The sequence below is a fragment of the Haloferula luteola genome, assembly GCF_014201715.1.
In the GTDB taxonomy this organism is placed as follows: domain Bacteria; phylum Verrucomicrobiota; class Verrucomicrobiia; order Verrucomicrobiales; family Akkermansiaceae; genus Haloferula; species Haloferula luteola.
The window spans coordinates 49,679-73,054 of sequence record NZ_JACHFD010000017.1 but is presented as its reverse complement, the minus strand read 5'-3'; the positions used below and the strand labels follow the sequence as shown (position 1 = coordinate 73,054).

24 protein-coding genes are annotated in these 23,376 nt (G+C 59.9%); 7 read left to right on the top strand and 17 right to left on the bottom strand.

What is annotated here, in order from left to right:
• The first annotated feature begins 29 nt into the window (after positions 1-29).
• From HNR46_RS15385 to HNR46_RS15365, 5 genes are all read left to right on the top strand, one after another.
• Positions 30-656 (top strand): hypothetical protein, encoded by a 627-nt coding sequence (locus HNR46_RS15385; protein WP_184020377.1) that lies wholly within the window; start codon positions 30-32, stop codon positions 654-656.
• On the top strand, positions 653-952 hold the full coding sequence (locus HNR46_RS15380) for a transcriptional regulator (protein ID WP_184020375.1): 300 nt from the start codon (positions 653-655) through the stop codon (positions 950-952). The genes HNR46_RS15385 and HNR46_RS15380 overlap by 4 nt, the downstream gene beginning before the upstream one ends.
• The gene (locus HNR46_RS15375) at positions 952-1,842 is read left to right on the top strand and encodes an endonuclease/exonuclease/phosphatase family protein (RefSeq protein ID WP_184020373.1); all 891 of its coding nucleotides are present in this window, start codon (positions 952-954) and stop codon (positions 1,840-1,842) included. Before HNR46_RS15380 ends, HNR46_RS15375 begins: the two co-directional genes overlap by 1 nt.
• 63 nt (positions 1,843-1,905) lie before the next feature.
• Positions 1,906-2,784, top strand: coding sequence for a hypothetical protein (locus HNR46_RS15370; protein ID WP_184020372.1), 879 nt, complete (start codon positions 1,906-1,908; stop codon positions 2,782-2,784).
• A 45-nt stretch (positions 2,785-2,829) separates the two neighbouring features.
• Positions 2,830-3,786, top strand: coding sequence for a hypothetical protein (locus HNR46_RS15365; RefSeq protein ID WP_184020370.1), 957 nt, complete (start codon positions 2,830-2,832; stop codon positions 3,784-3,786).
• A gap of 84 nt (positions 3,787-3,870) precedes the next feature.
• On the opposite strand, the gene alaS is transcribed toward HNR46_RS15365, so the two are convergent.
• From alaS to HNR46_RS15340, 5 genes are all read right to left on the bottom strand, one after another.
• The gene (gene alaS / locus HNR46_RS15360) at positions 3,871-6,693 is read right to left on the bottom strand and encodes an alanine--tRNA ligase (protein WP_184020368.1); all 2,823 of its coding nucleotides are present in this window, start codon (positions 6,691-6,693) and stop codon (positions 3,871-3,873) included.
• A 173-nt stretch (positions 6,694-6,866) separates the two neighbouring features.
• A complete protein-coding gene (locus HNR46_RS15355; protein ID WP_184020366.1) occupies positions 6,867-7,688 on the bottom strand; it encodes a PEP-CTERM sorting domain-containing protein in 822 nt (273 codons plus the stop codon).
• Between the two features lie 70 nt (positions 7,689-7,758).
• A complete protein-coding gene (locus HNR46_RS15350) occupies positions 7,759-8,694 on the bottom strand; it encodes a LysR family transcriptional regulator (RefSeq protein ID WP_184020364.1) in 936 nt (311 codons plus the stop codon).
• Positions 8,684-9,595 (bottom strand): LysR family transcriptional regulator, encoded by a 912-nt coding sequence (locus HNR46_RS15345; protein WP_184020362.1) that lies wholly within the window; start codon positions 9,593-9,595, stop codon positions 8,684-8,686. The genes HNR46_RS15350 and HNR46_RS15345 overlap by 11 nt, the downstream gene beginning before the upstream one ends.
• 429 nt (positions 9,596-10,024) lie before the next feature.
• Positions 10,025-10,828 carry a DUF1287 domain-containing protein gene (locus HNR46_RS15340; protein ID WP_184020360.1) on the bottom strand — a complete coding sequence of 268 codons (804 nt, stop codon included), beginning with the start codon at positions 10,826-10,828 and terminating at the stop codon, positions 10,025-10,027.
• A 130-nt stretch (positions 10,829-10,958) separates the two neighbouring features.
• Between HNR46_RS15340 and HNR46_RS15335 the strand changes: the two genes are divergently transcribed.
• Both HNR46_RS15335 and HNR46_RS15330 read left to right on the top strand, forming a co-directional pair.
• A complete protein-coding gene (locus HNR46_RS15335) occupies positions 10,959-11,570 on the top strand; it encodes a DOMON domain-containing protein (RefSeq protein WP_184020358.1) in 612 nt (203 codons plus the stop codon).
• Positions 11,567-12,493 carry a glycosyltransferase family 9 protein gene (locus HNR46_RS15330; protein WP_184020356.1) on the top strand — a complete coding sequence of 309 codons (927 nt, stop codon included), beginning with the start codon at positions 11,567-11,569 and terminating at the stop codon, positions 12,491-12,493. Before HNR46_RS15335 ends, HNR46_RS15330 begins: the two co-directional genes overlap by 4 nt.
• Here the strand turns inward: HNR46_RS15330 and HNR46_RS15325 are convergent.
• The 12 genes from HNR46_RS15325 to HNR46_RS15270 all read right to left on the bottom strand — a co-directional run bounded on the left by HNR46_RS15325 (position 12,480) and on the right by HNR46_RS15270 (position 23,347).
• Positions 12,480-12,929: a DUF2017 family protein gene (locus HNR46_RS15325; protein ID WP_184020354.1), complete on the bottom strand. Its 450-nt coding sequence runs from the start codon at positions 12,927-12,929 to the stop codon at positions 12,480-12,482. The genes HNR46_RS15330 and HNR46_RS15325 overlap by 14 nt on opposite strands.
• Positions 12,926-13,204, bottom strand: coding sequence for an ATP-dependent Clp protease adaptor ClpS (locus HNR46_RS15320; protein WP_184020353.1), 279 nt, complete (start codon positions 13,202-13,204; stop codon positions 12,926-12,928). Before HNR46_RS15320 ends, HNR46_RS15325 begins: the two co-directional genes overlap by 4 nt.
• A gap of 3 nt (positions 13,205-13,207) precedes the next feature.
• Positions 13,208-14,995 carry a (E)-4-hydroxy-3-methylbut-2-enyl-diphosphate synthase gene (gene ispG, locus HNR46_RS15315; RefSeq protein WP_184020351.1) on the bottom strand — a complete coding sequence of 596 codons (1,788 nt, stop codon included), beginning with the start codon at positions 14,993-14,995 and terminating at the stop codon, positions 13,208-13,210.
• A gap of 67 nt (positions 14,996-15,062) precedes the next feature.
• Entirely contained in the window at positions 15,063-16,832 is a 1,770-nt protein-coding gene (locus HNR46_RS15310) for a ClcB-like voltage-gated chloride channel protein (RefSeq protein WP_184020349.1), read from the bottom strand.
• Positions 16,829-17,269, bottom strand: a complete 441-nt coding sequence (locus HNR46_RS15305) for a PTS sugar transporter subunit IIA (protein WP_184020347.1) — start codon at positions 17,267-17,269, stop codon at positions 16,829-16,831. The genes HNR46_RS15310 and HNR46_RS15305 overlap by 4 nt, the downstream gene beginning before the upstream one ends.
• Positions 17,270-17,409: 140 nt before the next feature.
• Positions 17,410-17,820 (bottom strand): ATP synthase F1 subunit epsilon, encoded by a 411-nt coding sequence (atpC, locus tag HNR46_RS15300; protein WP_184020345.1) that lies wholly within the window; start codon positions 17,818-17,820, stop codon positions 17,410-17,412.
• Between the two features lie 100 nt (positions 17,821-17,920).
• Entirely contained in the window at positions 17,921-19,384 is a 1,464-nt protein-coding gene (gene atpD / locus HNR46_RS15295; protein ID WP_184020343.1) for a F0F1 ATP synthase subunit beta, read from the bottom strand.
• A 41-nt stretch (positions 19,385-19,425) separates the two neighbouring features.
• Complete coding sequence (locus HNR46_RS15290; protein ID WP_221285203.1) at positions 19,426-19,929, bottom strand: hypothetical protein; 504 nt, start codon at positions 19,927-19,929, stop codon at positions 19,426-19,428.
• Between the two features lie 17 nt (positions 19,930-19,946).
• Complete coding sequence (locus HNR46_RS15285; RefSeq protein ID WP_184020339.1) at positions 19,947-20,333, bottom strand: hypothetical protein; 387 nt, start codon at positions 20,331-20,333, stop codon at positions 19,947-19,949.
• Between the two features lie 22 nt (positions 20,334-20,355).
• On the bottom strand, positions 20,356-21,252 hold the full coding sequence (atpG, locus tag HNR46_RS15280) for an ATP synthase F1 subunit gamma (RefSeq protein ID WP_184020337.1): 897 nt from the start codon (positions 21,250-21,252) through the stop codon (positions 20,356-20,358).
• A gap of 112 nt (positions 21,253-21,364) precedes the next feature.
• Positions 21,365-22,906: a F0F1 ATP synthase subunit alpha gene (gene atpA / locus HNR46_RS15275; RefSeq protein WP_184020335.1), complete on the bottom strand. Its 1,542-nt coding sequence runs from the start codon at positions 22,904-22,906 to the stop codon at positions 21,365-21,367.
• A 48-nt stretch (positions 22,907-22,954) separates the two neighbouring features.
• Positions 22,955-23,347, bottom strand: coding sequence for a F0F1 ATP synthase subunit delta (locus tag HNR46_RS15270; protein WP_184020333.1), 393 nt, complete (start codon positions 23,345-23,347; stop codon positions 22,955-22,957).
• Positions 23,348-23,376 lie beyond the last annotated feature (29 nt).

Below are 23,376 nucleotides of genomic sequence, written 5' to 3'. Positions count from 1 at the left end.
GCGTAAACTTTGTTGAGCAAAGCTAACACATGACGACCCACCAAGAGGCGGCCGAGCAACTGCGGGCCATTCGTTCCATCATGGAGCGCGCAACCATTTTCCGGGCGCTGTCTGGAGAAGCGGCCTTGATGGGAGGGGCCGTTTCGCTCGCTGCGGGTTGGTTGTCGGAAGGCAAACACGGATGGGGTTGGGCGTCGGCCTGGTTGGTTGGGCTGGCGATTGCCCTGTTGTTCGGTTCTTGGCAGTTTTTCCGCACGGCTCGCTTGTCCGGCAGGACGGTTTGGAATCACGGGTTGCGGGTGGCGCTGCGAGGCTCGTTGCCATCCTTGTTCGCCGGGGGCTTTCTGGGGTTGTTGTTTCTGCGCTATGGCGCACAGGGCCGCGAATTTCACGCCGCCTCGATGTGGATTCTTCACTACGGACTCGCCCTGATGGCGATCCGTGAATTTGCCCCGAAGTCGATGGCCTGGCTCGGCATGGCCTTCGTCGCATCTGGCATTGGCGGGTTCAGTGCGGCGACTTTTGTCCAGGCTGCGGCACCCATCTTGACCCGCATCGGGCCTTCGGGCTTGATGGCCGCCACCTTCGGCGGGCTCCATCTCATCTATGGGGCTGCCATTGTCACCACCTCGCGACGGGAACCCGACGGCGAATGATCGACTTTTCCAAGCTCGACAAGACCATCCACGAGAAAGGGCGTCTCTCCATCATGACGCTTTTGGCTTCCCGCGCCGATGCGTGGGCATTTCAGGACTTGAAGGGCGAGCTCGACATGAGCGATGGAAATCTGATCACCCACCTGCGCACCTTGGCGACGGCCGGATTTGTCGAATCGGAGAAACTGACCGGCGATGGGCGGCCGCAGACGCTCTATTCGCTGACTCACGCGGGTCGCCATGCCTTCGTCGACTACTTGGCGGTTCTGGAGCAAATCCTTGATCTCGGAAAGTGATGCGCCGGTGGATCCATGGAGTGGGGATCTTGGCGGCTTTCGCCACGGCTCTGGCCCTGGTCGCCCATGCCATCGGCGATGCCTTAGTACCTGCCGCGGTGATCTCGTACGCGACTCCTTGGCCGGTGCTGGGTGCAGCGGGCGCAGTCACCCTCGGCACTTTGCCCCGAGCCTGGCGGCTGTTGGCGCTGCCCCCATGGATCTTTGCCGCGATGGGCTGGTTTCATTCGAGCCACCCCCAAGGCCCGGGAATTGAGCCTCAGGCGTCGACATTTTTGGCCACCACCTGGAATGCGGGCCGGACCTTGGCCCACCATCCAGAGCAATGGCACTTCGAGGCCGAGGTGGTGGTGATCATTGAGAGCGGTGAGATGGTGCCGATTTGGAGCCGTTTTCGCGAAGCCACCCCCGACTACGATTGGGCACGCTTGGACACCGGAATGCTACTGGGCGTGCGGGGAAATGTGATCGAATCCGCGGTCTTTGGTGTCGAGGATCGCTACCGGTGCACTCGTTCAGCGGTGGAACTGAGAACGGGCGAGACGCTGGATGTGATCGCCGTGGACATTTCCTCTCAGCCCTGGCGTTCCAAGCGAGAGCCCCTGGAGGCCATTTTTCGGCACATTCCGCGAGCTCGGCCGACTCTTGTGCTCGGGGACTTCAATACCCCTCAGGAAAGTCGGCTGCTAGAAGCCGCCACCGCAGGGCGTTTCCGATCGGCCCACCGCACGCCTCATGAAGGCCTCCGTGAGACCTGGCCATGGGAGCTGCCGCTCCTTGCAATCGATCACATCTGGGCGAGCCCAGAGCTACCGCTGCTCGCCTCTTCGCGTGCGCTTCGCTCCTCGGATCATCGGGCGCTCACGGTGCAAGTGCAGCGTCCGAACTGAGAGATCGTGTCGAATTCGCTTGCCTGATTTCACTTTGCTCTACAAAGCTAACACCCGTCCGGCATGGCCGGTTCTTTTTTCGCCATGCCGCTTTGTATTACAAAGTTCAATTCTCTGAATTGTCGAGGATCTCTGGGAAGTCGGTTGCCATTGCATGGGAGGTCGGCGGCGGTGTCCGGGATGAGTCAGGAGGTGCGGGATGCGTTTGGGCGGCTGCTCGCGCGTCTTCAGCGGGGGCCGGTGACCCTTTGGGGCGATCCGGGTCCCGACCGCACGCTCCTGGACCGGGCCCGCCGTCATGGCGCCCTGGAAATCGCCGACGGGGTGCGACCCAGTGGTTGCGTGGTGATTCCGATGACTGGGCTGACTCAGGAGTCGATGGACAGGCTGAAAGCCTGCGATTGCCTGGACCTCACCTTGCCGTGCCTTCGCCGAGTGCGGGCGATGATTCGCTTGCTTCAGTTGGAGCAGCGCCGGGTGATCGTGGTCGGGGATCGCAATGATGCTCAATGCGGTGCCCTCAGTGGCGAGGGGCGGATGGTGGTGGCGGATGTCGATGCGGTGATGCGCCTGCCTTTTTTTCCGCGCTTTGGTCTCGTCGCGGCGCCTCACCTGAGCGGTGCTCGATGGGCCACCCTGTCGACGGCCTTGAAGCGACGCCATCCCGACAGCTCGGTCGTCATTCTGGACACCCGGGATCCGGCGTTGATCGAGCGGGAGAAGCGGCTCCTCTCTCTCGCGCCCTCACCCGATCCGGTCTTGATTTTCAGCGATGCGGCGGATCCGAGCGGACGGGCATTGTTTGAAGCCGCGCGCTTTGCCGGAATGGAAGCACGCCATCTCCACGAATTGGATGAGGTCCTGCAAGTTCTTGGAGATCGGCGCCATATTCTCGCGACGGGACTTTTTTCTCCCTTCGGGGTTTCGACGGACATCCCATGAATGCCCGGTGGCGTTGGGAATGCGAATGTGCCATTCAACTCGTCCATGAAAACCCTCCTCGCAGCCACGCTGCTGCTTAGTCCCCTTCTCCGCGCTGAACTGCTGACCGACGCTGATCGCGATCAAGTCCTGCAACGCCTTGATACCTTCAAGGAAGAGGCAGGCCAAAAAGCCAGCTCCCGCCTGGGAGATGCCTCATCCGCCCTAAAGAACGCAATGGCGAGCGACAAGGCGGCCTTGGAGTTGTATCTGAAATGCGTTGAGCAGGCGGATTTCATCGCGGCCAAGCGCACTTCGAACGACTTCCGCGATTGGAAGCGCCGCAATCGCGAGTGGTTGGAGTCCGACGGGTTCGGTACCGCCGTCCGCCATCAGATCCGATGGCTGATGCTCTCCCTGAAGGCCTCGGCCAACCCCAATCAAGTCGAATCTCTCGGGCCGGAGGCTCTGGAGTGCCTGGAAGGCATCTTCCGTGATCCTAAGAACTTGGCCGCGCACACCACTTTTCTCGCCACGCCGTCTCAAGAGACCCTCTTCGCCAAAGCCTATGGGATTCAGGGAGATCGACTTGAGAACTGGCCCTCGGCACCGATCCAAAAGGAGGATCACAAAATCTCTCTGGCCGAGACTTTCAGCCAGGCGATCTTTCCCAGCTACCGGAAGAGCAAGAACTTTGCCGGACTGAGGTCGGCCTGGGACCGCAGAATCCACTTCGAAGAGGTCATGGCAGGATTCTGGACCGGCGACGACCGCCGTCAGGACAAGCATCTTGAGGAACTCGCGGAGCAGGGCAATCTACCCGGTCGCACCGATTTTCTGCGCACCACCCAACCGGACCTAGAGTGGCAAAAGGAAATGGATCTGTTCCAGTCCGGTGACCAGAAAAAGGCCGTCGTTGCCCTCGTCGAGCATCTGGAGCAAAACGTGACCCACAGCAAAGCTCGCGAATGGGAAGCGGAGCTTCGCGAAGCCCTCAAGCCCAGCGACGCGGTTTCACCGTAAGAGGCTGAGCCTGCCCTCCCCTCCCGGCAGCGCCGAGCCGCCGGGAGATGCATCGAGGGAGACCAAAAAGAACCGCCGAGATTTTTAGCTCAACTTCGCCTTAGCCGTCTGTTCCAGCTCGGAGAGCTGTCCGCGTTCAGGGGCTGCACCCCGAGCCATGTCGGGCTTCCCGCCCCCCTTCCCGCCCGCCAGAGCCGCGAGTTCGCGCAGCAGCTCTCCTGCCTTAAGCCCCCGTGCCAGCGCACTCTCACCGCAATAGCTCCCGAGGTGCAGCTTGTCGCCATCGTCGACGATCAAGAACGCCGCCTCGGCGAACTGCTTTTTCTTCAAGCCATTCAGGAGCTCTTGGAGAAGAGACGCGTTCGATTCGATGGATGTGACGATCGGCCCGCCCTGCTCGATCAACAATGCCAAGGCGGCATCGGCCTGCTTGGCGGCGGCGGAAGCTTGAAGCTTCTTCACCTTCTTCTCGGCTTCAATGCCTGCCTCCCGGAGTTCTTCGAGTTTCCCACGAACCATGCCCAAGGTGTGGTTGATCTGGGTCACGTCCCCCTTGCCCGTCAGCAGAGCCATCATCAGGCGCGGCACCTCTCCGACGGAAAGGGGTTCCTCCCCGAGTTCGGAAAGGCGTCCATTAGCGGCCGCCAACTTGGCATGCAAGGCTTCTGATTCCTCCTCAAGTTGGCTCACCAGATCCCGCAAGTGATCCCATGCGCTCTCGCCACAAACCGCCTCAATTCGGCGGACTCCGGAGGCAATCGCGCCCTCACTCTTGATCTTGAAAAGACCGATTTCACCGGTCGTTCGGACATGGGTTCCTCCGCAAAGTTCCATGGAATATCCATCCACGGCACTTGGCGTACCTCCAACCTGCACCACCCGCACCCGCTCTCCGTATTTGTCGCCGAAGAACTGCATCACATCCTTGCGCTCCTTCACCTCGACATGGGGCACTTCCACCCATGACACCGGATCGTTCGCTGCAATGCAGGCATTGACCTTCTCCTCCATCGCCTCGATCTGCTCCGGGCTCACCGGGGCACTGTTGAAGTCAAAACGCAATCGGCTTTCATCGACCGAAGATCCCTGCTGCGCAGCGTCCTTGGAGACGACTTCGTGGAGGGCCCAATGGAGCAGGTGAGTCGCGGTGTGGTGGGCTTCGATCGGACGCCGGCGTTTGGCATCGACCCGCAGTTTCACGGTGTCGCCCGGCTGCACTTCAGCCGAGGCCGAAATGGCATGCGCGCGAGCCCGGCCGATCTGCTGAACGCCGGTGACATCATGAGCCAGCGCGTCCTTCACGAGAATGCCCGAATCTCCCGCTTGTCCGCCCATCTCGGCGTAGAAAGGGGTTTTGTCGGTGATGACGAACAATGAGTCGTCCTGCGGATGAACTTCCAGCACCAGCGCATCCACCTCATCGACATCGAAGCCAACAAACGCGGTGATCGCTTCCGTCGAGAGGTCCAGCGCTCGCACCACGGTGCTCCGTTGCGCAGCCCGTGCGCGTTCCCGCTGCTGCTCCATCAGTTCCTCGAAGCGCTGCATGTTCACCTTGATGCCGCGATCCGCACAGAGCAGTTCGGTAAGGTCGATCGGGAACCCGAAAGTATCGTAGAGTTCGAAAGACACCTCCCCGGAAAGCGTGGTGTCTTTCACTTCTGGCAATGCATCTTCGAAACGCTTGAGGCCGCGGTCCAAGGTCTCATTGAAGCTCGATTCCTCACGCTCCAAGGTCACGCGCACAGCGGCTTCTCGTTCCTTCAGTTCCGGGAAAACGGTCCCCATCTGCTCGACGAGGGTCGAAACCAGCGCACCAAAGAACGGCTTATCACCCGAGAATCCAAGCTGACGGCCGTAGCGGACCGCACGCCGCAAAATACGACGGAGGACGTAGTTTCTCCCATTGTTGCCCGGCAGAATGCCGTCGGCGATTGAGAACGAAAGCGTCCGCAGGTGGTCGGCAATGACACGGAAGGCAATGGCATCCTTCATTTCCTCCGTGAAGGCGGAACGATCAGCGCCGAGATCCGGGTAGATGTTGACGTAGTTTTTGCCGCTCAATTCCTCAAGCTTGCGGAAGATGGGAGTGAACACATCGGTCGCATAATTGCTCGGTTTCACCGAGAAATCCGTGAAGCCCTTGGTGTTTTGAATGATCGAACAAGCCCGCTCGAAGCCCATTCCGGTGTCGATGTGTTTGGCTGGCAGCTCTCGGAAAGAGCCATCGGCCTCAGCATTGTATTGGATGAAGACCAGGTTCCAGATCTCGATGCAGAGATCGGAGTCGCCGTTGACCAACTGGCCCTTGGAATCGCCATTCGGTGTCAGGTCCACATGGAGTTCCGAGCAGGGGCCGCAGGGGCCGGTCTCTCCCATCATCCAAAAGTTGTCCTTCACGTTGCCATCGACGATGTGGACGCGCGGGTCCAGGCCCTTGGCGCGGAACAATTCCGCCCAAAGATCCCAGGCCTCCTGGTCGAACTCACCGGGATCGCCCTTGGACTTATCCGGAGCATACACCGTGGCAAACAACCGGTCCGCAGGCAGGCCCCAACGTTCCACCACGAGTTCCCAGGCCCAACGAATCGCCTCGGCCTTGAAGTAATCGCCAAACGACCAGTTGCCGAGCATCTCGAACATCGTGTGGTGATAGGTGTCGTAGCCCACATCCTCGAGGTCGTTGTGCTTGCCACCGGCCCGGATGCATTTCTGCGTATCGGCAGCACGCGGGGGATCGTAGGGAGCTTTGTCGACACCCAGGAAATAGGGGACAAACTGGTTCATGCCCGCATTCGTGAACAGCAGACCGGGCGATTGCGGCAGCAGCGATGCGGAGGGCACGATCGTGTGCTTCTTCTCCTTGAAGAAGTCGAGGAAGGACTGGCGGATTTCGGCAGCGGTCATGGGCGCAGAGGTCGTTGGCGGCGAAGGGGCGGGAAGATGGGAAAATCCGCGCCGGGAGTAAAGCCCGGGAAACCCGACCTCCAGTGCGGTGATCGAAGCACAAAACGGGCGGCTCCCTCCGGAGCCGCCCGCTGGTTTCTGAACCACCGAAAGTCGAAGCGTGTCGACCCGCTTCAGCGTCGCCGGCGGAATGCCAGCAAGGGCAGAGCGCCGAGCAGGGCCAAAGTCGAAGAAGGTTCCGGAACCGCCTCGATCTGAATGTTCGAGATGGTGGCAAAATTGGTACCCAGGCCCAACGCAGTCGCGGAAAGATCGGCACCTCCCGTGAACCGAAGCGAAGCCGCACCGGCATCCACGGAGCCCGGAGTGACAAAGGTCACCGTCGCTCGGCTATCGCCGACAGGGTTCCCCACCACTGGACTGAGCAAGGACAAGCCCAAGATATCGATCACAGTGCCGCCTTCAGTGCTGTCCATCGGATTTCCCGCTCCATCGAGAAGCTCAATCCCAAAGGTGGGCAACAAACCGGCCGTCGAACTGAGCAGCGTGTCGTTGCCCATCAGGTCGAAACTGATCTGATAGACGGTTCCCGGGGACAAAAAGAGCTCTTGGCCCGCTTCATCGAAGGTGGCCGTCGCCGTCCAACCGAAGCTCAACGAAGTCCCAATGCCCAGGGCCCCCAGGAGGGTGTCCGCATTGTTCGAAATGTTAAACTCCAAGGCGTTTCCCGTGAGGGCCACTTGAGCACCGGTTTCGACCAAGCCGAGACCGACCGAAAGGGATGCGCCGCCAGTAGCGGTCGCATCCCAGTAGGTTCCGAGCGAGTCGGTTGCAGTGCCGCCAATCGTTAATCCGATCAAGGGAGTCGGAGGATCCACGGTGACATCGTCCACCGGGGAGAACAGGTTGGGATAGTTTCCCGAATCGACCAAGACTTGGCCGAAGGTCGGGAGCACCATCGCCAGAGGGAGTGCAAGGGTGATTGCTGCCTTCATAGCATGGGAAGAATCACTCTTTCCCGTGCAACAATCCCAGCTCCCTAAAGAACGAATCCTTTATCTATGCTTAATGAAAAGAATCATCAACTGATCGAGCCTTCCCGGCGGCTCGAGCGCCCCGATTCACGAAGTCCCGCACGACCTGCAACACCCACGGACGGTCTTCCGCTGATTTCACATAAAGACTTAAAGCATAAGCCCTTGGCATCGCAAACTCCATGGCAACCCGTGATTCCAACCGGGCACTTCCAAGCCGCAATCGCTTCATGGCATTCCCCGGGAAGAACAAAACCCCGACGCCATGTAGGCAGGCTTCACGGGCATCATTTTCCGAATCCACCCCGATCGTCACCAGATCACAGGGGACCAGCGAGCGCGCTCCCACCAGATCAAAGAACCTGTCGAATCCCGGAATCAGTTTGTCTGAGGGGATGATCAACGCCTCCCTCAAGAGATTCGCCAATCCCACCGTCGGAGGAAGTGGAAAGCTCTCCGGGTTCCACGCCAGGGTGGCTCCGGGCTCCAGGCGCAGCTCGAAGCGGCAAAGTCCCTCGATTTCCAGCGCCTGCCCACAACTGGCTTGCAAGGCCAAGTCCACCTCACCGGCCAACAGTGAGTTCTCCCAACGGGTGTGCGGCATCACGCGCATCACTTCGAAGGCCTCCAGGTTTCTTAGGTGCCGCGCCATGCGGTCGCCGCGCATCGAACGGTCGATCACAATCTTCGTGCGCTTCCGCTCATTGCGGATGCCGCGCGTCACCGACACTCCCAGATTCACCACTTCACGCAGGATCCGCTTCGCTTCCGGAAGCAGCAGAGTGCCCTCATCCGTCAGCACCATCCCCTCCCCCAGACGAATGAACAAGCGAATGCCATAGGCCGCTTCGACACGAGAAATGCGTTGGCTCACCGCAGCCTGGGAAAGCCCCTGCAATTTGGCGACCTGGGCACCTGAGCCGTGTTCCGCCAACAGCACAAACGTCGACAATCCTTCAAGATCCATGGTGCTGACTCAGGGGAAGCCGAAACCGATCCACCAACAATTTGGCAGCGTCTTCCAGAAAGGGGTAGGGGTGATTCAAGAGATGAGTGACATTGACATTCGAGGTCGGACTATCAGGACACGGATGCACGGAGCCTTCGAAATGCTCGAGATCCAGTTCTTCATCGAGCGCCAGACAATAGGGGACTCCACCGCCGCGCTCGCGCCAATCGGCAAACTCCGCAGACCCCAGGCGCTCCCCGGCCTTGCCCCCTACCTTGCGACAGGAAAGGGCGATCTTGGACTCGCAATTTCCGGAGATGGCCGGTGAGACCACAAACCCTGCGTGGCACAATTCTTTCCAGCCCATTGGCAGACCTTCCGCTCCTTTGATCGCCAAAACGTGAACATCGAAACGACGCAAGTTGTGCGAAACCGTGCGACGACTCTCCGCGTCTTCAGTCCAGATCAACAGATCAGCTTCACCGCTCTCCAGCACCGGGATGCCTCCACCTTCCGGCAGGCAAACAGGAAACGGACGAAACCGCCCATCCTCGCGAAGACACGAGAGGGCTTTCCCCAGCAAGCGGCTACGGAACAAGCCCTGATGAACCCCAATCCGTAACATCCGGCCACGACGGTGAATCTCTGCCAGCTGCTTCTGAAATGATCGACACGCCTCCAACAATCCCACCGCTCCCGCTTGCACCACATGCCCCGTTTCGGTGGGCACGAAGAGGCCGGCATCATCGGTCTTGCACAAGGGTGCCCCGGCCCAACCTTCCAAACTCGCCACCATGCGTCGCAAGTTCGCCTGGGAGGTCCTCAAGCTATCCGCCGCGGGAGCCACCCGACCTTCCTTCATCAATGAAAGGTAAGCTCGAAGATGAAAATAGTCCGGAATGTATCGTCCACTGATCATTCGAAATCGCTCCACAAACCCGCGGAGGACGACGCCAATCCAGAGGGATTCCGAAACTCATCTATCGATGATTTTCGGGTCCCATGAACTTTCCAACGCCCCCTTCCGTCGGGAGGCATCCCCTATCACCTTCGCAGAATTATTTCAATAACCTAAATGAGATATTGATACCTACCGAAGTCTTAATCACCAGCTTATGACGAGCCCAATCAAACCCACCCAACGATCCAACTCATTTATTTTGTTTGATTTGTCAAAATGGCAAATCCGCAACGGGCGGACTGGATCGCGATGTGTCATCGCACCTCGGAATGGGAGGCCACCGGAAACTCACCCCCATTTCAGGGGTGACAGGAAGGGGAAGCTATTCCTTGATGACTGCCTCACGGAACGCCTCCATGGCAGTTCCCTAGAGGAGCAGGTCCTCGATTATTGGGAGGAAGACTCCGACATTTCCGGCTGATAGCGGAAGTGGCCAGTGATCTTGTAGTTGAACAGGCAGCTTTCCCACACCGGCCCATTCCCGGCGTTGTGAACGATCCAGCGTTCACCGAAAGCATCGCCAGGCCCAGGGACCACGATTCCGATGTGACTGCGGCCGCTGTCGGAAAAACGCCAAGCCACCACATCACCCACTTCGTAGTCGCCGACATTGCGGCTGGGAACTCGGTTGCCAAGAGGGTCCATCACCGTGATCTCAGCGCCCTTGCGCTGGAAGAAGCGCTCCAGATTGCGCGTCATCCGGTGGTCGATATTGGAATCCGCGGCACGCCGTCCGAAAATCTGAGGGTACTCCGAGAAGTGCTCCTCCATGTCCTCGTGCACTCGTTGTTGGAGATCGACCCCCACCTTGCGATAGGAACGGACGATCACGTCCTCTGCCTTGCCCTTGTCGGCGGGAACGTCGCCCTGCGGGTAAGCAATTTGAAAATAGCTATCCTCGTACTGCACCGTCTCTTGAGTCCGGCTCAAGGCGGCGGCAGCAAGGCGGGACCCGAAGGTCCCTTCATCTTGAAGTTGCTGAATGGCGACCGCAGTGTTCTCCACCGAGGCGACATTCTCCTGAGCCTTGGCCAAAGGCATCATCAGCGGCTTGCCGATGAAGTAAACCCCTCCGGCGGCAATCAGCAACACGACCCAACCCGCCAGGAAATTCGGGCGTTTGGGGGCTTTCTTCGGGCGGGGACCGATATACTCGATTGTCCCCAAATAGGCGGACTTGTGGCGTGCCATCGCTGCGCATGTGGCTATCGTGGATTCCGCGCGAGTTCAATGTCGGAGTTGAGAATTCTTCTAACCACTCGGACTCGATGTCAGAACCCCCGGTCTGGACACGATCGCTCTCGTCCCCGAGGCTTTCTCGATGCCGATTCTCCGCACCCGTAATCCGATCCATTGGGGCCACCTCGACGTCCCGATCTTTGGGATTCAGCGCGACTGGCATGGCGCCGAGATCGTTCCCCCAGTCGGCTGGTGTTTGGTCGCCGATCCCGAAGCGCTTTGGCTGCTGGCCACTCGTGGAGCCTCTGGAAAACCCCAACCTGCAAGCTCGACAGGGGAGTTTGTCGAAGGGCTGTGGAATCACGAGGTCGCCGAGCTGTTCATTGCGGACCCAGCCCGTGAGCGCTACCTCGAATGCAATCTGGCACCGAATGGCGCATGGTGGGCTTGTCAATTCGACAGCCCAAGGGTGCGCTCGGAAGAGCAACCAGATTTTCCTGCGATCTTCCGCAGTCATGCCGATCCCGACGCGGCAGGGAGCTGGACAGCAGGGTTGCGACTGCCGCTGGACTTTCTCCAGAAATCCCTGAATTTCGGGCCCTCCAGTCCTCTCAACGTGACCTTCATCCTTCACGATCCGGCTCCCCGCTACTTGAGTCTTGCCGATCTCGGCAGCGGCGAACCTGATTTCCACCGACCTTGGGCCTTTCCGGTCGTCTCGTGGATGGATGTGGATTCTCCCAGTGCGCCATGACCCTTGCCGAAGCTTCTCCTCTGACCGTTGTCGCCCCGCTCTGCGGAAGAGCCGCCTGCTTTTCCCTGCCTGCCGTGCGGGCTCTGACGAAGATTTGCGCGGTCACCGTCCTTCATCCGGAAAGCCAAGCATTCCTTTGGTCCAAAGTCCCGGGCATCCAATGCCGAGCTTATGCCGATGCGATCTCGAAAAAGCAGGCCATTGCGCTTTTCGGTGCCGTCACCTCGGCGCTTTTCTGGGAAGGAGGCATGCTTGCCGATGCCGCGGCCAAAGCTGGGGTTGCCGATCGGGTGGGCCTTCCCTCCACGGACCTCGCCAAACGACTCACCCGGCCCTTGGAGCGAAAAGTCCGCCCAGGACCCGTCGAGCATGAAGTCCGGAGGTATTTGGACACGGTTCAGGTGCTGGGGGCCGAACCTCTCGATCGCCAGTTTTTTGAGCCCCTCGACGCAGGAGAAGAGAAGGTCGACGAGATCCTCCTCGCTCCCGCCAGCTCTTTCGGAAGTCCCTTTGAGTGGCCCTTGGAGCAATGGACGCGCCTTGTGGAGGGACTGAAGACTCTACCTATTTCTCTAAGAGTGCTGGTTGCCCGTGATGAGCTGGCAACCTGGGCCGACGGGCATCAACTGCCGACGGTTTCGGGGGCGGAGATTGGAAATACCCTTCGCCGCACGGCGCGCATGATCTCGGCCGACTCCCCCGCTCCACACTTCGCCGCGGCATTTGGCGCTGTGTGCGCCGTTCTCTACGGCCCGGGGGATCCTTCCCTGCATCGCCCCTTGGGCAAACAACACCGCGTCATTCGCCACAAGGCGGAATGCGCACCGTGCTTTTCCTCAAAATGCGCTCTCGATCTCCGTTGCCAACGCGACCTCACCCTCGAGGAAGTCGTGCAGGGCCTCGATGCTTTTACGGCTCCATAAGGGTCTCGAACACCAGAATCTGGAGCCGATCATAGAAACTCCCAAGGATGCGCGCACGGCGGACTTCCGAATCGTCTGGCTCGGTGTCTTCTGGGCTGGAGCTTCGTTGGGCATGGAGCGCCCTCCGGGCCTGATTGAGGGCACCATACCAAAGTTCGGCCTGCTCACGGGCGATGAAAAACGAATCTCCGGGTGCTTTCCCCTCCATGGTGCCAGCCACTTCACTCAGCTGGGCACGGAATTGATCCGCGAGGTCGGGCACCACCCATTCGCGCCAATCTTCCGCAAATTCCGCGCCCATACCTCCCGCGACCTGGTCGGACAACGGACCCATGGCTCCACCAGCGTCGACCACGATCGAGATCAGCGCCCAGATGTCTTTCTCGTTTTCCAGGTCCACGCGAACGCGTCCATCCAAAGTCGGAGCAATTTTCATTCGCCTGCCTTTTCCACCGTCGTCCGCAACTGATACCCTTGGAGCTGTTGAGCATAGAGTTCGGCCATTTCCCGATTTCCTGTCCAAACCACCGAACGGCCCAGTCGATGCACCTCCCACATCAGAGCTTCGGCTTTCGCCTTGGGATGCGATAGCACTTTCATCAGCACCCAAGTCACATAAGACGTCAGATTCACGGGATCATCGTGAACCACCACCCCCCAAGGGATGTCGGAGAGGACCTCCGACTTGGAAATCGGTTCCGTCTCGACCATCGGTCACACTTCCACGGTTTCACCCACCGGGGCATCGATCCACTTGCCGTGCTCGCGGATCAGGTCGATCAAGCGTTCCACTGCCTCGCCCTCCGGGATGTTGAATTTCACCGCCTGCTTGCCAACGTAGAGGTTGATCTTGCCGGGAGCACCACCCACGTAGCCGAAGTCGGCGTCGGCCATCTCACCGGGGCCATTGACGATGCATCCCATCACTGCGATCCGCACCCCCTTGAGATGGCCCGTGGCCGCGCGAATCTTTTGAGTCGTCGACTGCAGATTGAAAAGGGTCCGCCCACAACTCGGACAGGCAACGTAGTCCGTCTTGAAAATCCGCGCACCCGATGCCTGCAGAATATTGTAGGAAAGCCTCAATGATTGGCCGGGTGCAGGCTCCCCTTGAACGATCACGGCATCGCCAATCCCATCGCAAATCAAAGAGCCCAGATGGCGCGCCGCGACGAGCAGCGTTTCGACGAAATCGCCACTTTCACCGGTGGGCTGCAAAGTGTCCTTGAGCAAAATCGGGTGCCGCGGATCCAGTTGGAAGGCCAACATCCGGAAAGCCACGATCGGCTCCAAATCAAGTCCGTCTGCCACGGTGACCAACTGCGGAGTTTCTGCGGAATTCAAAGCCTGCAGGGCATGGGCATCCCGCGGATCGACCGCGACCACTCCGGATGCCTCCAAAACCACCTCCGGCTTGAAGTCTCCCATCTTGGCAATCTTGTGGGCCACGGCATTCCACTTCTCCTGCGAGGTGAATACCCGCATTTCGCGATCTCCACCCAACTCCACGCCAGCAACCTCCATGACCTCCGACGGGCGTCGCTCATACGAAAACGGATCGTAGGAGGGCGCCAAGGGCGCCTGCCGTGCTCCCTCGGCGCGGTCTTGGAAAGCCGCCGCCAAAGCGCGCGCCACCGGGATTTCATGCACTGGATCCTCCGTCAGCGAGACCCGGATCGTGTCGCCGATGCCATCGGCCAGCAGCGAACCAATGCCCATGGCGCTCTTGATTCGACCATCCTCGCCATCGCCGGCTTCGGTCACTCCGAGGTGAATGGGATAGTTCCAATCGGGACCTTCCTGGTCGAGCCGAGCCACCAGCAGGCGGTAGGCCTCAATCATCACCTTGGGGTTCGATGCCTTCATCGAAAACACGAACTGATGGTAGTCCAACTCCCGAGCAATGCGGGCGAACTCCAGGGCGCTCTCCACCATTCCCAGCGGCGTGTCTCCATACCGATTCATGATCCGGTCGGACAAGGATCCATGGTTGGTCCCGATCCGCATGGCGCGGCCCAGTTCCTTGCAAAGCTCTACCAGCGGGGCGAACTGCTCACGAATCCGCTCAAGCTCTTCGTCGTACTCGGCATCGCTGTATTCGCGAACTTCGAACTTCTTCTTATCGGCGTAATTGCCCGGGTTCACCCGAACCTTCTCCACCCACTTGGCAGCTTCCATGGCCGCATCCGGCTTGAAATGAATGTCCGCCACCAGCGGCACATCGCAGCCCGCAGCCCGCACTTCCCGTGCGATGTTTTCCAGATTCGCGGCATAGACCTTGGTCTGGGCCGTCACGCGCACGATCTCACAGCCAGCAGCTGCCAGCTCCAAGATCTCCTTCACGCAGGCCGGGGTGTCCCGGGTATCGGCCGTGATCATCGACTGGATGCGGATCGGATTGCCGCCACCCACACCGACGTTGCCTACCCGCACCTCCCTCGTCGGGCGGCGGGAATATCGCAGAAGATCGGGGCAGTAACTCAGCGGCGCAGACAAACTCATCGTGGGAGCGTATGTAGCCGAGAAATTGGCCCCCGGCAACGGCAGGGTGCAGCAAGGCCCGTCGACCTCAAGCCTCTCCCGGGCGGGGCTTGCCCGCCAAGAACATCAACACATCCGCTCGGGTCACCGAGCCCAGATAGCGTCCCATCGCATCGACCACCGGCAGGCGCTCCGCCTCCGCCAAACTGAAAAGGTCCAAAGCTTCATTCATTCCCTGACCCGCCACCAGCCGAGGCCGATCTTCATGCATCACGTCGCCCGCGATCATCAATTGCTCCAAATCCGGGTGCCCCAAATAGGGTTTGATGTCGCGCAGGGCAATCACGCCACGGTAGCGATCCTCATCCACCACATAGAGAGAGCCGTGACGGTTCTGAATGAAAGTGCGTCCCACCTCTCCAAATGACGCCCCAGGATCCAACACCGCAGCATCGGCGGTCATCAAATCGTCGATCTTCAAGGCCGCCAAATGCTGGCTCACCGCCGCCGCACCTTTACGCTCCAAAGCATCGCTGTAGAGCAATCGCCCACCCATGGCTCGCGTCACCAGGTAAGCCACCACGCTGGTCGCCATCGCCGGCAAAATCACCTGATCACTCAAAGTCAGCTCAAACAGCATGATGATCGCCATCACCGGAGCTCCCGTCGCAGCGGCCAAAAATGCCCCCATCCCCACCAGACCAAAGGAAGCGGGCTGGAAACCCGCTCCCGGCCACAGCGCGGCCAAAGCGGCACCAAAAAGATAGCCCGTCGCCGCCCCGGTAAAGAGCGTGGGCGTGAATACCCCGCCAACGGCCCCCGACCCGAACGTCGCCGAAGTCGCCAGCAATTTGAAAACCAGAACCACCGCCACCGCCTGCCACGGACCGGGGTCATGCAGCACCGCGAAAACCAAGGCGCGTCCGTTTCCCGTCACTTCCGGGTGCACCATCGCCAACAATCCCACCACCAAGCCCCCGAGAGCCAAACGCAAGGGCAACGGCAACTTCAGAAACGCGAAAAGCGACTCTCCTCCCTTCAACAAGCGGATGTAAACCGGCGCCAGTAGGCCACTCACGATCCCGAGAACCACATAGGGAATCACCTCCGCATTCGAGCGGAGCACAAAAAAGGGAGCCGAGTAGATCGCCTCCCCACCGTAGATTTCTCGCGTCGCCAAGGTGGCAATGATCGATGACACCACCAAGGGAGCCAACGATTCGACAGCCATCGAACCCAGCACGATCTCCGCCACAAAAAATGCGCCTGCCACGGGCGCATTGTAAGCACTGGCCACCCCCGCCGCGGCGCCCGAGGCCACCAGCAAGCGTTTGCGCGCCAGCGGAAATCGGAACAGTCGCCCGATCAATGACGAGACGACCGAAGACAGCTGCACCAAGGGGCCTTCGCGGCCGATCGACGCGCCAGAGGAACTCGAAAACCACGCCGAGAGCGATTTCACGAAGCTCGCCCGAGCCGAGAGATTCCCTTCCCCCACCACCACCGCTTCCATGTAATCCGAAGAACATTTGGCGGACTTCAAACGTCGATGCAGCAGCAACGAAGCGCCCGCCAGGAGACCTCCCACCACCGGGACCAGCACCCGGCGCCACTGCGGCATCGCGCGGAAAGTCTCGATGTAGCCCCCATGATGACCGGTGAAAATCCCGTGCAGCCATTCCGTCGCTTCCTTGAAGGCCGCGGAGGTCAACGCCCCGGCCAAACCAATCACCACCGCCCACAACAGCGTCACGTGAAACTCACTGAAACGAATCCGCTCGGATAGCCAGATGCGGACCTTGACCAACCGACGCTCCGGCCTGTCGAGGCCCGCTGCATGCCCGCTCGGTTCCCTCATGAAAGCCCCAACTCACATCGAAACGTCTCAGGATCCTCCGCCTCCAGCAGCGCTTGGCGCCGCCGAGGATCCCTCAGCCTCCGCGCCAACTCCGCCGTCATCTCCAGATACTCCGTCACCGCATGGGGCGGCACCCCAAATAAGAAAACCAACTGGACCGGAACTCCGTGAAAGTCGACTGGCTCCGGAACCCGAGCAGCCGCCGCCACGATCTGGGTGACCGCCCCACATCGAGCATGCGGCAAGGCAACTCCACCACCCAGAAGTGGCGGCTGAACTTTCTGGCGCGCCAACACTGCCTCGACAAACCGGGCAGGATCTTTCACTCCGGGATGCTCGGCCAGCATGCCCGCCACTTGGCGAATCACCGCTTCTTCCGATCCCGCATCCAAGTCGAGCGCCACAGGAAGGCTCGGACACAGCGCACCGATCAGCATGCCGACAATCTAGAGCCGTCTTTCCAACGGGGCACCAAAAAAATAGGTCAGCCGCTCCATCGGACCCTTGGCCTACCAAGCAAAACACGCCGCCTGGGATCCAGACGGCGTGCTCGAAAATCAGCAGTACCTGGCTCGTCTCAGCGAGCGCGGCGCTTCAAATTCAATTGAGCCAGTGACTTGGCAATGATGCCCTGAAGGTGAGCAACCTCCTCGGCATCGTCGTTGTGGGACATCGCGGCGAGTTGTTCCTCAGCCCGCTTCATGGCGGCCTCGGCCTTGGCTTCGTCGATCTGATCCTCGCCCAAAGCCATGTCGGTCAGGACATTGATGCGTTGCTGAGTCACTTCGGCAAAGCCTGAACCCACTGCCATCGTCACAATCTTCCCGCCCGCCTCATAACGAAGCTCGCCGGGTTGAAGAGCCGTGACCAAAGCGGCGTGGCCTTCCAGAATGCCCAATTCCCCATCGGCCCCCGGCAGGAGGACGTTGCTGACCGCACCCGAGAAGGCCCTGTGCTCGGGAGTCACGATTTCGAGGTGGAGAGACATGCGTTAAATGGATCGATTCAGGTTGTTTCGTTTCCGGGTCCGGGTTTCAGGGGGTTTCCCCAAAGTTCCCGGACGCGGAAAACCTGCCCGAGATCGGGCATCAGTCGCGGGCAACGGTCTCGATGCCTGCCTTCATATAGAAGTTGCCTTCCGGCACATCGTCCCACTTGCCATCGAGGATTTCGGCGAAGCCCTTGACGGTGTCTTCCATCGAAACCAGGGCACCAGGAACGTTGGTGAAGACTTCTGCCACGTGGAACGGCTGGGTGAGGAAACGTTGAATTTTCCGAGCACGGAACACCGTCAGCTTATCGCCATCCGAAAGCTCGTCCATCCCGAGAATCGCGATGATGTCCTGAAGATCCTTGTAGCGCTGAAGCGTTTGCTGAACGCCCCGAGCCACCCGGTAGTGCTCATCACCCACCACTTCTGGAGCCAGAGCCTTGGAAGTCGAGGCCAGCGGATCCACTGCAGGGAACAAAGCTTGCTCCGCAAGGGAACGCTCAAGCACCACGGTCGCGTCCAAGTGAGCGAAGGTGTTGGCCGGCGCCGGGTCGGTCAAGTCGTCCGCTGGCACGTAAACGGCCTGCAGCGAAGTGATCGAACCCTTGTTGGTCGAGGTGATTCGCTCCTGAAGGGTCGCCATCTCCTCGGAGAGCGTCGGCTGGTAACCCACCGCCGACGGGGTCCGGCCGAGCAGCGCGGACACCTCCGAACCGGCCTGCGAGAATCGGAAGATGTTATCAACGAAAAGCAACACGTCCTGATTGGCTTCATCACGGAAGTGTTCCGCCATCGTCAGGGCGGAAAGCGCCACGCGAAGACGAGCACCAGGAGGCTCGTTCATCTGGCCGTAGCAAAGAGCCACCTTGGAACCGTTGGTCAAAACCGGGTTACCCTTTTCGTCGAGCTTCGGATGACCGTGCTCGTCCTTCTCGGTCGCAATGACCCCGGACTCGATCATTTCCCAGTAAAGGTCATTCCCCTCACGGGTCCGCTCACCCACACCCGCGAACACCGAGTAACCCCCGTGCGCCTTGGCGATGTTGTTGATCAGTTCCATGATGACGACGGTCTTGCCGACGCCAGCACCCCCGAACATCCCACCCTTGCCGCCCTTGAGGAGCGGGCAAATCAGGTCGATCACCTTGATCCCCGTCGGCAGAATCTCCGCCGCGGCCGATTGCTCGGTCAGCGATGGTGCCGGACGGTGAATCGGGGAACGGAAATCCGGGCTCGGCAAGGGCACGTTTTCGTCCACGAGGTCGCCCGTCACGTTGAAGATCCGGCCGAGCACTTGCTCACCCACCGGCACCGCGATCGCCTTGCCGGTGTCCACCACCGTCATGCCACGCTTCAAACCGTCCGAAGTGGACATCGAAACCGTCCGCACCCAACCGTCGCCGAGGTGCTGTTGCACTTCCAGCACGAGGGTCGTTTGCGCTCCAAACAGCTCGTAGGAGACTTCGAGGGCGTTGTAGATCTCGGGCAGCTTGGTGGCCTTCGAGAAGTCGATGTCAACGACGGCGCCGATGACCTGGACGATGGTTCCTTGGTTGCTCATCGCGGGAGTTTGCTAGTGTTCAGTGATTCAGTTTTCAGGTCTTAAAGTCGTACGAGGCGAGCCCGTTCGTCGGAAGACAAAGTGTCAATCGAGACCACGGCGAGGGACCGGCCCTCTGTCATCTCGATGGAGGCCAGCGGCGCTCCCGATTGGTGAACGTCGTTCGGCAAGGTGAACATCGCGCCGGAGAGTGGATCAATGACGATCATGCCAATCAGACCACCAATGAGCACGTTTCCGACATACCAGCCACTCAGTTCACCCGTGAGGGTGCGGGTGCCGATCAACTTCCCACCGCGACGGAACTCGAACTGGTAGGTTGCGGGGCGAAAATAGGCAGAAGAGGTCTTCAGCCGAACTTCCCCAGGGGTGACGCCTTGGCCCACCACTTCCCCATCGGGCGTTTTGACGGTGAAGCTCATCCCGCTCGGCTCGCTGGTCACTTTGACCGGCTGCACGGGGCGATTGAAAACGGTGGCACAGCTGGTCATCGCCATGGTGGCGACGAGAGAAGCAGCAGTCAGCAAGCGGAAAGGTGACATCATTCGGTGGGGAGAAAAAATTAGCGGACGGGCAGGGGCTCACCGGGATCCAAGATCGCGGCACCGTCAAAGTAAGCATCGATATAGCAGCGCGTAGGAGCACTCTCACCCTTCTTCAGGTAGAGGCCGCCGCGTTTGCCGTAGCGCATGCCAGAGTCGAAGACCTGCAGGCTGTCCGGATACTCGTAAAAGTAGCCTTTAGGGCTCTCGTAACGGGCATGGTACTGGCCCGCTGGGAAGGTGAACTTCTTCTTCCAAAACCCATCTCCCCAAGAGACGTCCTGAGTGAGAGTGACACTTTTGGCTGCCGGAACCGAATGCAGCTCCCCGCGACGATCGCTGGTGACACCACAGCTCGACAAGCCTAGTGCAAGGCCCGGAACGATGAGCAATTGAGCAAGTTTCATGGTCAAGCGAAGCTCCTCATGCTCACTCCATCGCCTTCATGGCAGTGGTGATTTCCAGCAGTTCGGCAGTGATCGCAGCCTGGCGCAGCTTGTTGTATTCGAGAGTCAGTTCCTTGATGAACTTCTTCGCATTGTCCGTCGCTGCCTTCATCGCCACCATCCGGGCGGAGTGCTCGGATGCTCGGCTTTCCACCAGCATCTGGTAAACTTGGAAGTTCACATAGAGCGGCAACAGAGTGTTCAACACGCCTTCTGGGCTCGGCTCGAACAGGTAGTCCTTCGACAGGGCTGCAGCATGATCGGTCTCACCAACCCGTCCACGGCCCACGCCTTCATAATCTTGCTTCTCACCCAAGGCCGCTGCGCTGATCGGCAACAGCTGAACCACCATCGGCTCTTGCACCAGGGTGCTGACGAAATTGTTGAAGGCGACGCTCACCTTGTCGTACTTCCCTTCCAGGAAGAGAGAGGTCAGGAGCTTTGCGATAGGGCGTGCTTCCGCGAACGGAACCGGGTCCTTCACCTCGAAGTCGGCCACCATATTGCGGCCCGCCTTGGAAAGCTGCTGACGAAGCTTGCGACCCACGGTCACGAAATCGGCGTCGGGAGACACCTCTGCCCGGATCTTCTTCCCGAGGTTGGTATTGAGGGCACCGCAAAGCCCCTTGTCAGTGGAAATCACCAACACGAGTTCCTTGCCACCCTCACGTTGCTCGAGGAGCGGATGGGCCTCCTCGTTCACGTTCTCCTTCAGGTTCACCAAGACCTGATTGAGAAGATCCGCGTAGTCCCGGCCGGCGACGGCCTGGTCTTGCGCCTTCTTCATCTTGGCCGCAGCGACGAGCTGCATCGCCCGCGTGATTTGGGCGGTGTTTTTGACCGACTTGATGCGTCGGCGGATGTCGCGGAGGTTGGCCATGCTTTCGCTAAAAGATTGGTAGAAAGAAGAACGGTCGAGGAAAAGGGGCGAGGCTTGGATCAAACCGGGCGATCATCGCCCCTTTCCATTAGGGATCCTGTGAGTCGAAGGGTTACTTCCAGGTGTTCTTGAAGTCGGCGAGGGCCTGCTTCACGGCGTCCACCATGGCGGTGTCCTTCTTGAGGTCAGGCTTCTCGTTGCGGATCTTGTCGAGGAGGTCCGTCTTGCGGGTTTCGAAGAACTCACCCATCGCGGTCTGGCAATCCTTCACACGATCCACCGCCACGTCATCGAAGTAGCCGTGCTGCATCGCGAACAGGAACACCGACTCCATTTCCATGGACAGCGGCGAATATTGGTTCTGCTTGAAGAGCTCCACGATCCGACCACCGCGATCGAGCTTCTTCTTGGTCGCCGCGTCGAGGTCCGATCCGAACTGGGCGAAAGCCTGGAGTTCACGGAACTGGGCAAGGTCGAGTTTCGTCGTGCCCGCCACCGACTTGATGGTCTTGGTCTGCGCCGCGGAACCCACCCGCGACACCGAAAGACCCACCGAAATCGCAGGACGGATGCCTTGGTAGAAGAGGTCGGTTTCGAGGTAGATCTGGCCGTCGGTGATCGAAATCACATTGGTCGGAATGTAGGCCGAAACGTCACCCGCCTGGGTTTCGATGATCGGCAATGCCGTCAACGAACCACCGCCAGCAGCATCGGAAAGACGAGCGGAGCGCTCGAGAAGCCGGCTGTGCAGGTAGAACACGTCACCAGGGTAAGCTTCACGACCGGAAGGACGCTTCAGAATCAACGACACTTGGCGGTAGGCCACGGCGTGCTTGGAAAGGTCGTCGAACACGATGAGGCAGTCCTCACCTTGATCCATCAGGTACTCCGAAATGGCGCAACCGGCATAGGGGGCCAGGAACTGCATCGCGGCCGCATCCGAGGCCGAGGCAGAAACGATGGTCGTGTATTCCATCGCACCGGCATCTTCCAGGGTCTTCTGGATCCGGGCCACGTTGGCGAGCTTTTGGCCGACGGCCACGTAGATACAATAAAGCGGCTTGTGGTTCTGCAGCTTACCTTGCTCCGCCAGCTTGTTCTGCTTCGCTTGGGAAATGATGGTATCGACCGCGATTGTCGTCTTGCCAGTGGCGCGGTCACCAATGATCAGCTCGCGCTGGCCACGACCAACCGGAATCATCGCATCGACCGCCATGATGCCAGTCTGCACCGGAACGGAAACCGATTTCCGCTTAATGATACCGGGAGCGATCTTCTCCATCGGATACTGGGCGGCGGCTTCAATCGCACCCTTGCCATCGACGGGCTGGCCGATCGCGTTCACCACGCGGCCGAGCATGGCACGGCCCACCGGGATGGAGAGCAGCTTGCCAGTGGCCTGGCATTCGACGCCTTCGGTCACCGCGGCGTAATCGCCAAGGAGCACCACGCCGACTTCCCCTTCTTCAAGGTTCATCGCGAGACCGGTGACGCCACCGGGGAAGGCAATCATTTCGTTCAGCGAGACGTCCGAAAGGCCTTCAACCTTGGCCACGCCGTCGCCCACCTCGCGGACCACGCCGACATTGGTCTTGTCGACGGAGCTGGTGACATTGGCGATCTCCTTTTCAAGTTCCTGGAGGATGCTGCTCATGACGAGAGTTTGCTAATATTCAGTTTTGAGAGTTCGGCCGGAAGGCGTTCAGAAGGCTTGGGCGAGGCGGTCGAGGCGGTTTTTCACCGTGCCGTCCCAGACATCGCTTCCCACGCGGACGCGCAGGCCGCCAAGAAGGGACGGGTCCACTTGATATTCAAAAGTCAGGGTATCGCCATACTTGGCGCGGAGGCCAGCGGCCACACGCTCGCGCTCGATCACCCCGAGCGGAATGGCACTGTGGATCACCGCGTGGCGGCGTTCCAGCTCAAGGCGCACGAGGCGCTTGAGCGCGACCAGAATGCCGCGGTAGTCACGAGGTTTCCCGGCAGCGATCTGCTTCACCGCGAGAGAAAGCTTAGCCTCATCGAGGCCGCTCTCATTTTGGCAAAGCCGGAAAATGCGGCGGGCAGTGGTGGTGGCGACCTTGGAAACCTTCATGGCGACGGGGCGAAAATGAGTCGAGGTTC